The 14,086-nt window shown below is 72.1% G+C and carries 13 protein-coding genes and 1 pseudogene; 9 read left to right on the forward strand and 5 right to left on the reverse strand.

Annotated elements, in window-relative coordinates; all coding sequences use genetic code 11:
• Nucleotide 1 precedes the first annotated feature (1 nt).
• A complete protein-coding gene (locus WMR31_RS00265) occupies nt 2-1,300 on the forward strand; it encodes a hypothetical protein (RefSeq protein ID WP_340536744.1) in 1,299 nt (432 codons plus the stop codon).
• Nucleotide 1,301: 1 nt separating this feature from the next.
• Here WMR31_RS00265 and WMR31_RS00270 read toward each other — a convergent pair whose 3' ends face one another.
• Complete coding sequence (locus WMR31_RS00270; RefSeq protein WP_340536745.1) at nt 1,302-1,778, reverse strand: hypothetical protein; 477 nt, start codon at nt 1,776-1,778, stop codon at nt 1,302-1,304.
• A gap of 55 nt (nt 1,779-1,833) precedes the next feature.
• A complete protein-coding gene (locus WMR31_RS00275) occupies nt 1,834-2,223 on the reverse strand; it encodes a VOC family protein (RefSeq protein WP_340536746.1) in 390 nt (129 codons plus the stop codon).
• A 26-nt stretch (nt 2,224-2,249) separates the two neighbouring features.
• Between WMR31_RS00275 and WMR31_RS00280 the strand changes: the two genes are divergently transcribed.
• Genes WMR31_RS00280 through WMR31_RS00290 form a run of 3 tightly spaced genes read left to right on the forward strand, consistent with a single transcriptional unit; the run spans nt 2,250 to nt 5,316 of the window.
• Nucleotides 2,250-3,107, forward strand: coding sequence for a helix-turn-helix domain-containing protein (locus WMR31_RS00280; RefSeq protein WP_340536747.1), 858 nt, complete (start codon nt 2,250-2,252; stop codon nt 3,105-3,107).
• Between the two features lie 56 nt (nt 3,108-3,163).
• Complete coding sequence (locus tag WMR31_RS00285) at nt 3,164-3,898, forward strand: response regulator transcription factor (protein WP_340536748.1); 735 nt, start codon at nt 3,164-3,166, stop codon at nt 3,896-3,898.
• Nucleotides 3,895-5,316, forward strand: a complete 1,422-nt coding sequence (locus WMR31_RS00290) for a sensor histidine kinase (RefSeq protein ID WP_340536749.1) — start codon at nt 3,895-3,897, stop codon at nt 5,314-5,316. Before WMR31_RS00285 ends, WMR31_RS00290 begins: the two co-directional genes overlap by 4 nt.
• Before the next feature lie 76 nt (nt 5,317-5,392).
• On the opposite strand, the gene WMR31_RS00295 is transcribed toward WMR31_RS00290, so the two are convergent.
• Together WMR31_RS00295 and WMR31_RS00300 are read right to left on the reverse strand one after the other, a co-directional pair.
• Nucleotides 5,393-6,223, reverse strand: coding sequence for a hypothetical protein (locus tag WMR31_RS00295; RefSeq protein WP_340536751.1), 831 nt, complete (start codon nt 6,221-6,223; stop codon nt 5,393-5,395).
• The gene (locus WMR31_RS00300) at nt 6,220-6,726 is read right to left on the reverse strand and encodes a SigE family RNA polymerase sigma factor (RefSeq protein ID WP_340536752.1); all 507 of its coding nucleotides are present in this window, start codon (nt 6,724-6,726) and stop codon (nt 6,220-6,222) included. The genes WMR31_RS00295 and WMR31_RS00300 overlap by 4 nt, the downstream gene beginning before the upstream one ends.
• Before the next feature lie 165 nt (nt 6,727-6,891).
• On the opposite strand from WMR31_RS00300, the gene rocD reads away from it, so the two are divergent.
• From rocD to WMR31_RS00320, 4 genes and pseudogenes are all read left to right on the forward strand, one after another.
• Nucleotides 6,892-8,133 (forward strand): ornithine--oxo-acid transaminase, encoded by a 1,242-nt coding sequence (rocD, locus tag WMR31_RS00305; RefSeq protein ID WP_340536753.1) that lies wholly within the window; start codon nt 6,892-6,894, stop codon nt 8,131-8,133.
• 80 nt (nt 8,134-8,213) lie between these two features.
• Complete coding sequence (locus WMR31_RS00310) at nt 8,214-10,097, forward strand: mannosyltransferase YkcB-related protein (RefSeq protein WP_340536755.1); 1,884 nt, start codon at nt 8,214-8,216, stop codon at nt 10,095-10,097.
• A gap of 51 nt (nt 10,098-10,148) precedes the next feature.
• On the forward strand, nt 10,149-10,973 hold the full coding sequence (locus WMR31_RS00315) for an SDR family NAD(P)-dependent oxidoreductase (protein WP_340536756.1): 825 nt from the start codon (nt 10,149-10,151) through the stop codon (nt 10,971-10,973).
• Between the two features lie 131 nt (nt 10,974-11,104).
• Nucleotides 11,105-11,380: pseudogene (locus WMR31_RS00320) on the forward strand (DUF402 domain-containing protein); the annotation flags it as partial.
• A 4-nt stretch (nt 11,381-11,384) separates the two neighbouring features.
• Here WMR31_RS00320 and WMR31_RS00325 read toward each other — a convergent pair.
• Complete coding sequence (locus WMR31_RS00325; protein WP_340536758.1) at nt 11,385-12,833, reverse strand: threonine/serine exporter family protein; 1,449 nt, start codon at nt 12,831-12,833, stop codon at nt 11,385-11,387.
• Nucleotides 12,834-12,947: 114 nt separating this feature from the next.
• Here WMR31_RS00325 and WMR31_RS00330 point away from each other — a divergent pair, with 114 nt between their 5' ends.
• Complete coding sequence (locus WMR31_RS00330) at nt 12,948-14,075, forward strand: glutamate--cysteine ligase (protein WP_340536759.1); 1,128 nt, start codon at nt 12,948-12,950, stop codon at nt 14,073-14,075.
• The last annotated feature ends 11 nt before the right edge of the window (nt 14,076-14,086 follow it).

Below are 14,086 nucleotides of genomic sequence, written 5' to 3' on the forward strand. Positions count from 1 at the left end.
GATGTCTGGTGACGGAACGGTTCCGCCGCCGCTGCCCGGCGCCGAGCCCACGCCCCCGCCGCTGCCGGGGAGCACCCCGGCCGGTCCCCCCTCCGGCCCCCCGCCGGTTCCTGCTGCCGCGACCGAGCAGCACGCCGAGCAATCGGAGCCGGGCGAGCAGTCGGGCCAGTCGGGCCAGTCGGATGCCACCCCGGCTCCGGCTCGGCCGGCCGGCCGCGGCGAGCTGAGCGCCGTCTGCCCGAGCTGCGGCGCCCAGATCGCCTATGCCCCCGGCACCAGCACGCTCAAGTGCGGCTCGTGCGGAGCGGTCCAGGAGATCGAGGTCTCCGAGGCCAAGATCCGCGAGCACTCGCTGGATGCCTGGGTGGCCAAGCACGGCGGGGTGCGGGTGGCCAGCCTGGCCGCCGTCGAGCTCGAGTGCGGCAACTGCGGCGCCCGCTCCGAGAGCACCGACCTGGCCTCCCGCTGCCAGTTCTGCAGCGGAGCGCTGGTGGCCGTCGAGGCCCAGGAGGGCCTGGTGACACCCGAAGGGGTCATCCCCTTCCAGGTCGACGGCAAGGGCGCGCGGGAGAACTTCCGCGAGTGGGTCAGCTCGCGTCGCTTCGCGCCCAACTCGCTGAAGAGGGTGGGCTCCACCGAGGGCCTGCGCGGCACCTATCTGCCGTACTGGACCTACGACGCCCGGACCGAGACCGACTACGACGGCCAGCGCGGCGACTACTACTACGTCACCAAGACCCGCCAGGTCTCCGACGGCAAGGGCGGCACCAGGACCGAGACCTACCAGGAGCGTCGCACCAAGTGGCGCCCGGCATCGGGGCACGTCGGTCGCTCCTTCGACGACATCCTCGTGGTCGCCAGCCACCACATCGAGCGCGACAAGCTCGAGAAGATGGGGCCGTGGAACCTCCGCAAGGCGAAGGCCTATCAGCCCGAGTACCTCACCGGCTACTCCGCCGTGCGCTACGACGTCGACCCGCAGACCGGCTCGAACGAGGCGCGCGAACACATGCGCGAGGTGATCACGCGCGACGTCGAGCACGACATCGGCGGCGACGAGCAGCGGATCTCCGACATGGACGTCACCTACTCCAAGGCGATGTTCAAGCTCCTCCTGATGCCGCTGTGGATCGCCAGCTACGTCTACCAGGGCAAGACATACCAGGTGCTGGTCAACGCCAACTCCGGCAAGGTCATCGGCGAGCGCCCCTACAGCGCACTCAAGATCGCCGCGGCCGTGATCGCCGCGATCGTGGTGATCGCGGCGATCGTCGCCCTCGTGATGTACGGCAGGCGATAGCTCAGGACTGCTGATCCGGCGCCGTCGTCGTGCCCGGGGCCTGCGAGGCACCGGGGCCCTGCTCGTCGCCCGGTGGGGTCGCCGGCGGCAGCTCGCCGCCGGGGAACCCACCCGGCGGCGCGCCCCGGAACCGCTCGTCCGGTCCGTTCTGGCCCGATGGCCCGTCCCTGTGCATGCCCATCGGACCGCCGCGTCCCGGCCCGTCGTGCCGTCCGTCACCGGCGGCGACGGCGGCGATCGCCGCACCGCCGACGCCACCGAGGATCAGGCTCGCCACGGCCACCGCGGCCAGGCCTCGGATCCCGAAGGCACGGTCGCGCAGCCGGGTCTTCGGGGACTGCTGGGTCGTCTGGGCCGCGGACTCCGGCTCCCACTCCCCCGTGGGCTGGCCGGTGGACTGGCCGGCGGAGTGGCCCGCGGGCTGGCCGGTGGGCTCGGGTACGTCGACGGCGTCGGGTCGGTTGTTCTCTTCGCTCATGACACCAACCTCGCCGCGGAGGCTGTGCGCAGGCTGTGCGTGAGGCGTGCAGCGGCTACCAGTTGGCGGCGTCGGTGAGACAGAACGGGTGCCCGGCGGGGTCGAGGAGCACCCGCCAGGTCTCGCCGAACTGCGGCTCGGCCAGGGTGGCCCCCAACTCGATCGCCCGGGCCTCGGCGGCCGGGAGGTCCTCACACGCCAGGTCGAAGTGGAACTGCTTGGTGCCCTCGTTCGGCCAGGTCGGCGGCTGGTAGTCGGGCACGAGGCCGAAGCCCAGGATCGAGCCGGCCGGGCCGGCCAGCATCGCGTACTCGTCCTCGACGACCGTGACGTCCCAGCCGAGCAGCTGGGACCAGAACGCGGCCTCGGCGCGGACATCGGCGCAGTCGATCGTCGTCATCTTCAACACGGGCACAGCAGCTGACTCGGTAGCCGGATCACTCATGGCTCCATCCTCCCTAGGATCTGGGCGTGCCGACTAGGAGAAGTGCGACACCGGCGCCCACCTCGACAGGTGCCGGCATCCTGCGCCCCGGCGAGCTGGCACGGCACGCCACGGTCGAGCGGGTGGCCTGCGCTCCCGGGATCGCGCACTGGGTCGAGAACCACTGGGTGCTGCGGTGGGATCTCCCCGACGACGCCGTCTTCTCCAGCCAGACCCTGCCGCACCCGGCCTGCACCCTCAGTCTCGAGCTCGGTCAGCCGCGACGCGGCGTCGGCGCCGACCGCGTGGTCGTCACCGGCGTGGTGACGCGCCGGTTCGACGTCGAGCTGTCGCGCAGTGGCTGGGTGCTCGGAGTGAAGTTCCGGCCCGGCGGCCTGGCCACGCTCGCCGACGTCGACGCCGCGACCCTCGCCGACCGCACCGTCCCGGCCGGCGAGCTGCTGCCGGCCCACGTCGTCGACGTCCTGCGCGACATCCCGGCCGGCACCCCCGTCGCCGCTGCCGCGGAGGCGGCCGACGCCGCCGTCGCGGCGCTGGTCACCGACGCACCCGATGCCGACTACGACCTGGTGCTCGCGGTGGTGGCCGACATGCTCGCCGACCGCTCGCTGCTCCGGGTGAGCGACGTCGTCGAGCGCCACGCGATCCTCCGCCGGCGCTTGGAGCGGCTCTTCGCACGCTACGTCGGAGTGGCGCCCAAGTGGGTGCTCGCCCGGTACCGGATGCACGACGTCGTAGCGGCTCTCGACGACGGCTACGACGGCTCGCTGGCCGACCTCGCCGCCGCCCACGGCTGGTACGACCAGGCGCACTTCGGCCGCGACTTCACCGCCCTGGTGGGCCTGCCACCGAGTCGCTACCGCGCCGAGTCGGCGGCTCGGTGAGCAGACTCACCGGATCCTCACAGGGAACGCACAGGCGGCCCCAGCACAGTGGACTCGTGCCTACCACTCCCCCGGCCCAGCTGACCCGCCCCGACGGGACCCCGGTGCGCGTCCTCGTCGTCGACGACGAGGTGAACATCGCCGAGCTGATCTCGATGGCGCTGCGCTACGAGGGATGGGTGGTCGAGACCGCTCACACCGGCACCAAGGCGGTCGCCGCGGCCAGGACGCTCGCCCCGGACGCCGTCGTGCTCGACATGATGCTGCCCGACTTCGACGGACTCGAGGTCCTGCGGCGGATGCGGGCCAGCCACCCCGACGTCCCGGTGCTCTTCCTCACCGCCCGCGACGCGGTGGAGGACCGGATCGCCGGCCTCACCGCCGGCGGCGACGACTACGTCACCAAGCCCTTCTCGCTGGAGGAGGTCGTCGCGCGGCTGCGGGCGCTGATGCGCCGGGCGGGCGCCCAGCAGGCCGCGACCTCGTCGGTGCTCACCGTCGGCGACCTGACGCTGGACGAGGACAGTCACGAGGTGGTCCGCGCCGGCACCGAGATCACCCTCACCGCCACCGAGTTCGAGCTGCTGCGCTACCTGATGCGCAATCCCAGGCGGGTGCTGAGCAAGGCGCAGATCCTCGACCGGGTGTGGAACTACGACTTCGGTGGCCAGGCCAACGTCGTCGAGCTCTACATCTCCTACCTGCGCAAGAAGGTCGACGCCGGACGCGAGCCGATGATCCACACCATGCGCGGCGCCGGCTACGTCCTCAAGCCGGCGGCCGGCCCGTGAGGCGGCCCACGACGCTGACGGCCCGGTTGGTGCTGGTCGCCGTCACCCTCGTCGTCGTGGTCTCGGTCCTGGCCGGCGCGGCCACCGCCCTCACGATGCGCGCCTACCTGACCCACCAGCTCGACCGGGATCTCGTCTCCGCCGCGGACCGGGCCGGCGGACCGCGCGGCGACGGGCCCGACTTCGGCCATTCCGACGGTCGCGGCCCGGGGGCCTGGGCGGGCCAGGAGATCGGCACGGTCAGTGCGGAGTTCGTCGACGGGCAGGAGTCGCAGGCGCTCGTCCTCGAGGAGCGCTCGGGCGGATTCCTCGCCCAGGTGCGTCCCTCCGATGCCGTCATCACCGTGCTCGGCACGGTCCCCGACGACGGCCGGGTCCGTGGCGTCGACCTGCCCGGTCTGGGCTCGTATCGCGTCGTGGCCTCCACTGCTCCGGACGGCACCGTGGTGGTCACCGGACTGCCGTCGCACGAGGTCGACGAGGCAGTGGAGACGCTGCTGTGGGGCGAGGCCCTCCTGATCGTCCTCGGGGGGGCCCTGGCGGCGGCCGCCGGGTTCTGGCTGGTCCGCCGCCAGCTCCGCCCCCTCACCGAGGTGGCCTCGACCGCGCACAACGTCGCCGCCCTGCCGCTCGACTCCGGCGAGATCGGGGTGACCGAGCGGGTGCCCGCGCACCTGACCGACGAACACACCGAGGTCGGGCAGGTGGGCCTCGCCCTCAACACGCTGCTCGCGCACGTGGAGACCTCGCTGGATGCCCGGCACGCCAGCGAGCAGCGAGTGCGGCAGTTCGTGGCCGATGCCTCCCACGAGCTGCGCACCCCGCTGACCACGATCGCCGGCTACACCGAGCTGGCCCGTCGCCGCCCCGACGACCCCGCGGTGGCAGCCACCGCACTGGCCAAGGTGGAGGACGAGTCGCAGCGGATGACCGCGCTGGTCGAGGACCTGCTGCTCCTGGCGCGGCTCGACTCCGGCCGGCCGTTGGAGCGGGGGCCGGTCGACCTGACCCGGCTGCTGCTCGAGGCCGTGGCCGACGCGCGGGTGGTGGCGCCGCAGCACCGCTGGCGGCTCGAGCTGCCCGAGGAGGCGGTCGAGGTCACCGGCGACGAGCATCGCCTGCACCAGGTGCTGACCAACCTGCTCACCAACGCCCGCAAGTACACCCCCGCCGGCACCACGGTGACGCTCACCGCCCGGCCCGACGGGTTCACCGTCCACGACGACGGACCGGGCTTCCCACCAGAGCTCCTGCCGCATGCCTTCGAGCGCTTCGCCCGAGCCGACGCCGCCCGCCAGCGCGAGGGTGGGGTGGGGCTCGGCCTGGCGCTGGTCGACGCGATCGTGACCGCGCACGGCGGCACGGTGGCGCTCGCCAGCGTCCCGGGCGACACCCGCATCGACGTCCGGCTGGGGTGAGCCCGCGGACGTCGGGACCCGTCCTGCCCCGCCGCCACTCGGCTCGGCTCGGGGCAGGACGGGGGTCAGTGGTGCGTCACGAGATGACGCTCACCTTGCGCGCGTCGTAGTCCTTGCCGTCGACGGTGACCACGATCGGTGCCGCCTGGAGCGGGTCCCAGCCGTCCTGCCACGGACCCGAGACGACGAAGACGGTGATCCCGGGAAGGACGTCGGTGCTGCTCACGGTCGGCGCCTTGCTCGGGCCGCCGTCGAGCGAGACCGTCACGTCGCGCTCACCCGACGCGATGCCGAGCAGACGGTAGCCGGGGTCCTCCGGAGCGCTGATCGAGCGCCGGTCCTCCCCGCCCTGCATCCAGACGCCCTCGTCCTTGCCGACCTCCATCGGGTAGCTGACCTGCATGAGCTGGTCGCCGACCCGGATCGCGTCGGCGACGTAGGTCGTCGGCTGCTTGACGCCGGGGTTCTGCCGACGGGCGGCGTAGATCACCTCGTCGTAGCCGTTCCAGGTGCCGATCTTCACGACCTCACCGAGGATCTCGCCGTCCTCGATGACGACTGCGGCGTTGTCCCCGTTCGGCAGGGGCACGGTCGTCTCCTCCGGCCAGGACGGCTTCGTCGTTGCCGGGTCGGCAGGCGGCGTCGTCGGGTCGGTCGGCGGGCTCGACTGGTCGGTGGCGACCGGCGTGTGCGGGTCGGACTTGGGGTCGTCGCCCGACGTCGCGACGATCGTCGTGGGGATCACGACCGCCAACGCGGCGGCGGCCACCCCGGCACCGATCATCGTGCGGCGCCGGCGCACCAGGCGCTGCCCGCCCGCCCGGAGGGCGGCCAGGTCCGGCGGCGGCACATGGGCGTCGTCGGCCTCGACGAGAGCAAGGAGCTGGCGGTCTTCGGGGGTGTTCATCGGTTGTTCCTCTCGTGGTCGGCGCGCAGCCGAGCCAAGGCACGCGATGCGGTACTGCGGATGGTCCCGGGGGCGACGCCGAGACGTTCGGCGACCTCCTTCTCCGGGGTGTCGAGGTAGTAGCGAAGGACGAGGATCGACCGCTCCCGCGGCGTCAGCGGAGCCAGCAGCTCGACCAGCTCGCTGCGATCCTCGATGTCCGGATCGCTGCGAGTCCCGCGCTCGGGCACCTGCTCGACCGGCACCGGTCGCTTGCGCCGGGTGGAGTCGATGTAGGCGTTGACCAGGGCGCGGTGCACGTAGGCGTAGGCGCCCTCGCGCTGGACGCTCGACCAGCGCGCATAGCTGCGTGTCAGCGCGGTCTGGACCAGGTCCTCCGCGTCGTGGGTGTTGTGCGCCAACAGGTACGCCGCTCGCCGCAGCCGCGGCCAGGCGCCGAGGACGAACTCCTCGAACTCCTGGTCTCGACTGGACCGACTCCCCGATCTCCTGCCCGAACTCATGGTCGACCTCTCGCCTCGTGGCACTCTCTCACCCGATCTCTACGCGGCACCGTCCGGCGAGGTTGAGTGCATCGCGGCCCTGGCCGAGTTTGTTCGAGCAGGAATTGTCTGACAATCTTGGAACAAGCCCTTCCGGGGTGGAACCAGACGAGACGAGGCCGAACGATGAGTGCGTCCCTGACCGAGCAGACCGGTACCGCGCAGACCGGTACCAACGAGGCCGAGGTGACCCGCGCCGAGGCGCGGACCGCGCACAACTACCACCCGCTGCCGGTCGTGGTCGCCCATGCCGAGGGCGCCTGGATGACCGACGTCGACGGACGCCGCTACCTCGACCTGCTCGCCGGCTACTCCGCGCTCAACTTCGGCCACTCCCACCCGGTGCTGGTCGCGGCCGCCCACGAGCAGCTCGACCAGCTCACCCTCACCAGCCGGGCATTCGTGCACGACAGGTTCGCCGACTTCACCGCCAAGCTCGGCGACCTGTGCGGCAAGGAGCTGGTGCTGCCGATGAACACCGGCGCCGAGGCGGTCGAGACCGCCATCAAGGTCATGCGCAAGTGGGGCTACGAGGTCAAGGGCGTCCCCGCCGACAGCGCGGAGATCATCGTGGCCGCCGGCAACTTCCACGGCCGCACCACCACCATCGTCGGCTTCTCCGACGACTCCGATGCCCGCGACGGCTTCGGCCCGTTCACGCCGGGCTTCGTCACCGTCCCCTACGGCGATCTGACCGCCCTCGAGGCCGCGATCACGCCCCACACCGTGGGCGTCCTCATCGAGCCGATCCAGGGCGAGGGCGGCGTGGTGATCCCCCCTGACGGCTACCTGCGCGGCGTCCGCGAGATCACCGCCCGGGAGAACGTGCTCTTCGCCGCCGACGAGATCCAGGCCGGTCTCGGGCGCACCGGCCGCACCTTCGCCTGCGACCACGAGGACGTCGTCCCGGACCTCTACGTGCTCGGCAAGGCGCTCGGCGGCGGGCTCGTCCCGGTCTCGGCGGTGGTGGCCGACGCCAACGTGCTCGGCGTCCTCAAGCCCGGCCAGCACGGCTCGACCTTCGGCGGGAACCCGCTGGCCTGCGCGGTCGGCGCGACCGTGGTCGACCTGCTCGCCACCGGCGACTTCCAGCGCCGCGCCGCCGACCTCGAGGCGCTGCTTCGCGAGCGCCTGGAGGCGATGGTCGGCCACGGCGTCGTCGGCGTGCGCGTACGCGGCCTGTGGGCCGGCGTCGACATCGACCCGGCGGTCGGCACCGGGCGCGAGGTGTGCGAGGCGCTGATGGAGCGCGGCGTGCTGGCCAAGGACACCCACGGGTCCACCATCCGGCTCGCCCCGCCCCTGGTGATCTCCGAGGACGACCTCAACTGGGGGCTGGACCAGTTGGCCGACGTCGTCAGCCGCTGATCTCGAACCGCTGACGCAGTCTCAGCCGACGTACAGGCTGCGTCCATCGTGCGTTCAGCGAGGACGCGGATCGTGGTCGCATGGTCACGATCGTGCGGGACCGGGTGCCGACGACCGCGCAGCCCGACCCGCCGGCCCCCAGGCGCGAGTGGTCGCGCGAGCGCATGGCACTGCTCGTCCTCCTCGGGGGCACCGCGGCGCTCTATCTCGTCGACCTGGGCGCCTCGGGATGGGCGAACCCGTTCTACTCGGCGGCGGTACAGGCCGGGTCGCAGTCGTGGAAGGCGTTCTTGTTCGGCGCCTCGGACGCCGCCGGCTCGATCACCGTCGACAAGCCGCCGCTGGCGCTGTGGCCGATGGTCCTCTCGGTCCGGATCTTCGGTCTCTCTGCGTGGAGCATCCTGATCCCCCAGGCCCTGATGGGGGTCGCCTCGGTGGCGCTCCTGACGGCGTTCGTGCGGCGCGCCACCGGCAATGCGTGGGCGGGGCTGCTCGCCGGACTCGTCCTCGCGCTCACCCCGGTCGCGGTCTTGATGTTCCGGTACAACAACCCCGATGCCCTCCTGACCCTGCTGCTGACCGGCGCCGCGTACGCCGTCCTCCGCTCGCTCGAGGGGTCGGCCCGAGCACTGTGGTGGCTCACCCTCGCTGGCGCCCTTCTCGGTCTGGCCTTCCTGACCAAGACCCTCGAGGTCTTCGTCGTGCTGCCGGCCTTCGCGCTGACCTACGCCTGCTTCGCCGCCGGGACCTGGCGGCGGCGCGTCGCACATCTGCTGGCGGCGTTCGGCGCGATGGCGGTGGCCGGCGGCTGGTGGGTCGCACTGGTCGAGCTGTGGCCGGCCGACTCGCGCCCCTACATCGGCGGCTCCCAGAACAACGACTTCCTCGAGCTCACCTTCGGCTACAACGGCTTCGGCCGGCTCACCGGCGACGAGACCGGGTCGGTGAGCGCCGGCCATGGGTGGGGCGCCACGGGGGTGGTGCGGATGTTCGGCGCCAGGAACGGGGGCGAGGTCTCGTGGTTGCTGGTCGCCGGGCTGATCCTGGGGATCACCGCGCTGTGGCTGGGCGCGCGCACGGTGCGGATCGCGACCTCCGTGATGCTGGGGTGGCTGCTCGGCGCGGCGGTGACGTTCAGCCTGATGGCCGGGATCTACCACGCCTACTACACCGTGGCGATCGCCCCGGCGATCGCCGGCTGCGTGGGCCTGGGCGGGTGGCTGCTGTGGCAGCACCGTAGGACGGCCCGGGCACGGGTCGTCGGCTGGACCGTCCTCGTCGTCACCGTGATCTGGTCGGTCGCGCTGTTGAGCCGCACTCCGGACTGGCTCCCGTGGCTGCGGTGGACGATCCTGGCCGTCGGCGCCGTCGTGGTCGTCCTGGCCGGGTTCGAGATTCGCTCCAAGGTCGCGGGTCTGAGCCTCGCGGGACTGGCCCTCGCCGTCGTCCTCGCCGGACCGACGGCCTACGCCGTGGACACCGCCGCCACACCCCACGGAGGCGCCATCCCCACCTCGGGTCCGATCCCGCAGCGGGGTGCAGGTCCCCCGCTCCCCGCGTTCTCCGGCCTGTTCGGCCACAGCCGCGCAGTCGGCGGGCTGCTGTGGGGGTCCGAGCCGACACCCGCCCTGACGTCGCTTCTGAGGACAGACGCCCAGGACTACACCTGGGTCGCCGCGATCGTCGGGTCCAACTCCGCCGCCGGCTTCCAGCTGGCCACCGGATCGCCGGTCATGGCGATCGGCGGCTTCAACGGGACCGACCCCAGCCCGACGCTCGCGCAGTTCCAGGCCGACGTCGCCGCCCACCGGATCCACTACTTCATCGCCGACGGCGGTGGCTCCCACGCGACCTCCGCCGGCGACCTCGCCAGCCAGCGGGTCGAGATCACCTCGTGGGTCAGGTCCCACTTCTCGCCGACCGTCGTCGACGGTGTGACGCTGTACGACCTCTCCGGAGGTTGAGCACGCGGGACGAGCGAGGAACGAGCTCGACCGGCCCGATACCGTCGCCGGATGAGATCGCTGCGTGGGAAGGTCGTCGTCGTCACCGGAGCAGGGTCCGGCATCGGGCGGGCACTGGCGCTCACCTGCGCGGCCAGAGGCGCGCAGCTCGCGCTCTCCGACGTCGACGAGGCGGGCCTGGCCGAGACCGCCCGGCTGGTCACCGTCACCGGCGCCCCCACCCCTCGTACCGACGCACTCGACGTCGCCGATCGTGCGGCGGTCACCGACTACGCCGAGGCGGTGGTCACCCACTTCGGCCGGGTCAACGTGCTGGTCAACAACGCGGGCGTGTCGCTCACCGGCGACCTGGTCGACCTCGACTACGACGACATCGACTGGATCGTCGGGGTGAACCTGTGGGGCGTCATCCACGGCACCAAGGCGTTCCTCCCCCACCTCATCGCCAGCGGCGAGGGCCACGTGGTGAACCTGTCCTCGCTGTTCGGGCTGATCTCCATGCCGAGCCAGTCGATGTACAACGCCACCAAGTACGCCGTGCGCGGGCTCACCGAGGCGCTGCGCGAGGAGATGCTGGTCGCCGGCCACCCGGTCGGCGTCACCGCTGTGCATCCCGGTGGGATCAAGACCGCGATCGCGCGCAACGGAAGGTTCGCCGACCCCAGCGAACGCGACGAGAGCGTGGAGCGCTTCGACACCACGATGGCCCGGATGACGCCGGAGCGGGCCGCGGAGATCATCGTGCGCGGCATCGAGCGCAACCGTCCCCGGGTGCTGGTCGGCGCCGACGCCCACGCGCTGCACCACCTCGCCAAGTGGACCGGTGCCCGCTACCAGGACGTCGTCGCCCGCGCCGCACGGCGGGCCCGGCCGTGAGCCGACGTCCCGGCGACCGGGTCCGGATGCAGATGACCAAGTGGGGCGAGCGGCCGCACTGGGCGTTCGATGCGCGCTACCTCGGGTCCGACCCGCACGGGGAGTGGGTCGGCATCCCGGCAGGCACCGTGATGGTTCGGCCGGCGGCCCGCTTCGTCACGGTGACCGACCAGGTGACTCTGGTCCCGCCCGACCAGGCGTGGCTGGCGACCTTCCACGCGCCGGGCTGGAAGGTGGCGACCTACGTCGACATGACCACGGTGCCGTACTGGTCGGTCGCCGACGGTGTGGCCGTCTGCCACGCGGTCGACCTGGATCTCGACGTCGTCAAGGCCGCCGACGGCGAGGTGTTCGTCGACGACGAGGACGAGTTCGCCGAGCACCGGGTGCGCTTCGGCTATCCGCCGGAGATCATTTCCCTGGCCACGGAGGCCGCCGCCGCCGTACGTGCGGCGGTGAAGAGGCAGCAGCCTCCTTTCGACGATGACTCTTCTCGGCCGTGGTTCGCAGCGCTCGACTCCCTCGACGCGTCACCATCTTGACCGGACCGACCAGGCGCGGCCCCGAGAGCCGCCCTTCGACCCGTCGCGCCTCGCGGGTGAGCGGCTGGGCGAGGTACTCCCCCAAGATCACGCCGGCGGCGATCGCCAGCGCCACCGAGGCGGCGGCGATGAGCGCGACGAGGCCCTGCGAGGTGTCCTTGCGGGTGCCCTCCCCCAGCAGGGAGAGGCCGCGGTAGATCGAGATACCGGGGAGCATCGGCACCACGGCCGACACCACGACGATCAGCGGGGGCACCCGCAATCGGCGCGCGACCGCGTATCCGACCAGGCCGACGAAGAACGCGGCCGTGGCGACCGACCAGGTGCGGGTGATGCCCGGCTGCTGGATCGAGACCGCGATCGCCATCGCGATCGCCGCCACCACCGCGATCGGGCCGAGCACCCGGCGCGGCGAGTAGGAGGAGTAGGCGAACGCCGAGGCCGCGATCGCGGCGCCGAACGCCGAGAGGCCCAGTCCCTGGATGCCGGTCCGCCCAGGCTCGAGCACCGGGATGCTCACCCCGACCGCCGAGGCCAGGCTCAGCCCGCCGGTGACCCCGGCGATGATGCCGGCGGTGGAGAGCAGGGCCTCGGTGATCCGCGCGCCGGCGGTGATGTAGAAGCCGGTGAGGGCGTCTTGCAGGGCACCCATGAACCCGATGCCCGCCAGCAGCATCACGATGTTCGCGGTGACCATCAACGACACGTCGATGTCGAGATCGGCCGCGGCGGCGGCCACCGCCACCAGCGTCGCCAGTCCGCCGCCGGCCACCTGTTGGTAGAACTGCGGCAGCCGGCGCCGCGCGATCCGGATCTGGAGGCGGTCGATGAGCACCGCCGAGATCGAGGCGAGCAGGGCCACCATCGGATCCCCGCCGAGCTGCATGGCGACGCCGGCGCACATCACCCCCCACCCCGCGGTGACCGCCCAGCGGTGGCGGTCGTGCCCGGTGGAGATGATCTGTCGCAGCTCGGCCCGCGCCGCGGGCAGGTCGAGGTGCCCGGCCACGATGTCGCCGACGAGATGGTCGACCCGGGTGAGGTCCTGGTAGTCGATCGTGCGCCGCACGACCTGCCGGGTGGCGATGACCGCCGGCTCGTCGGGTCCCAGCGGATGGCTGATCGACAGCGAGGTGAAGGTGATGTCGACCGTCGCGTCGCGGGCGCCCAGGCTGCGGGCCACCGACAGGATCGTCGCGCTCACGTCGGCGACGCCCGCGCCGGAGGAGATCAGGACCTCGCCGATCCGCAAGGCGAGGTCGAGGATCGGCGCCAGTGCCCGGGCCGGGCTCTCGCTCTGGTCGTGCTGCTCACCCACCCGAGCATGGTCCCGCAGCGCGACCGCCGATCCCAACCCGCAGGCATTGCGACGTCCCTCACCCTCAGGACCGACGACTGGGCCGATCGGCGAGCCCTTCTCTAGGCTTGACTCGTGCGGATCGACTTCCAGGCGTCGCCGGAGTACACCCTCGGCGTCGAGTGGGAGCTCGCGCTGGTAGATCGCCGCACCCGCGACCTGCGCAACGACGCCTCCCACCTCTTCGCGCGGGCCCGTCCACGGCTCCCCCACCCCGACCGGCTGCACCAGGAGCTGTTGCGCAACACCATCGAGCTGGTCACCGGCGTGTGCCACACCACCGGTGAGGCGATGGGCGAGCTGCGCGCCGCCCTGGAAGGCGTCCTGCCGGCCTGCGACGACCTCGACCTGGACCTGTACGGCGCCGGCACCCATCCCTTCGCCTCCTGGTCCAGCCAGCAGCTCAGCGCGGGTCACCGGTACGAGGAGCTCATCAACCGGACCCAGTGGTGGGGGCGCCAGATGCTGATCTGGGGCGTGCACGTGCACGTCGGGCTGCCCGAGCGGTCGCGGGTGATGCCGGTGCTCTCGGCGCTGCTGCGCTACTTCCCCCACCTCCAGGCGCTCTCGGCGTCCTCGCCGATCTGGGGCGGCGTCGACACCGGCTACGCCTCGAACCGGGCCCTGATGTTCCAGCAGCTGCCGACCGCCGGGCTGCCCTTCCAGTTCTCGACGTGGGAGGAGTTCGAGGGCTTCGCCGCCGACCAGCTCACCACCGGCGTCATCGACGAGCTCTCCGAGATCCGCTGGGACCTGCGGCCCGCGGCACACCTGGGCACGCTCGAGAACCGGGTGTGCGACGGCGTCTCCAGGCTCTCGGACCTGTCGGCGCTCACCGCCCTCATGCACTGCTTGGTCGTCGACCTCGACACCCGTCTCGCCGCCGGTGAGACGCTGCCGACGATGCCGCCCTGGCACGTCCAGGAGAACAAGTGGCGGGCCGCGCGCTACGGCCTCGACGCGATCGTGATCCTCGACGACGAGTGCACCGAGCGGCTGGTCACCGACGACCTCGCCGATGAGCTCGAGCGGCTGGCCCCGACCGCCGAGCGTCTCGGGTGTGCCGAGGATCTGGCGGCCGTCGCCGAGCTGATGGCCGGCGGCGCCTCCTACCAGCGGCAGCGCGCGGTGGCTGCCGCCTCGGACGGCGATCTGGTCGCAGTGGTCGACTCGGTGGTCCGCGAGCTGACCGCGTCGTTGTGATCGCGGCCCCG

This window comes from Nocardioides epinepheli, from assembly GCF_037936805.1.
Classification (GTDB): Bacteria; Actinomycetota; Actinomycetes; order Propionibacteriales; family Nocardioidaceae; genus Nocardioides.

Bases quoted from the DNA above. Each gene is read 5' to 3' on its own strand.
- WMR31_RS00270 (WP_340536745.1), bottom strand. From the start codon at position 1,778: ATGAGCGAAGAGAACAACCGACCCGACGCCGTCGACGTACCCGAGCCC.
- WMR31_RS00265 (WP_340536744.1), top strand. From the start codon at position 2: ATGTCTGGTGACGGAACGGTTCCGCCGCCGCTGCCCGGCGCCGAGCCC.
- WMR31_RS00295 (WP_340536751.1), bottom strand. From the start codon at position 6,223: ATGAACACCCCCGAAGACCGCCAGCTCCTTGCTCTCGTCGAGGCCGAC.
- rocD (WP_340536753.1), top strand. From the start codon at position 6,892: ATGAGTGCGTCCCTGACCGAGCAGACCGGTACCGCGCAGACCGGTACC.
- WMR31_RS00310 (WP_340536755.1), top strand. From the start codon at position 8,214: ATGGTCACGATCGTGCGGGACCGGGTGCCGACGACCGCGCAGCCCGAC.
- WMR31_RS00315 (WP_340536756.1), top strand. From the start codon at position 10,149: ATGAGATCGCTGCGTGGGAAGGTCGTCGTCGTCACCGGAGCAGGGTCC.
- WMR31_RS00275 (WP_340536746.1), bottom strand. From the start codon at position 2,223: ATGAGTGATCCGGCTACCGAGTCAGCTGCTGTGCCCGTGTTGAAGATG.
- WMR31_RS00300 (WP_340536752.1), bottom strand. From the start codon at position 6,726: ATGAGTTCGGGCAGGAGATCGGGGAGTCGGTCCAGTCGAGACCAGGAG.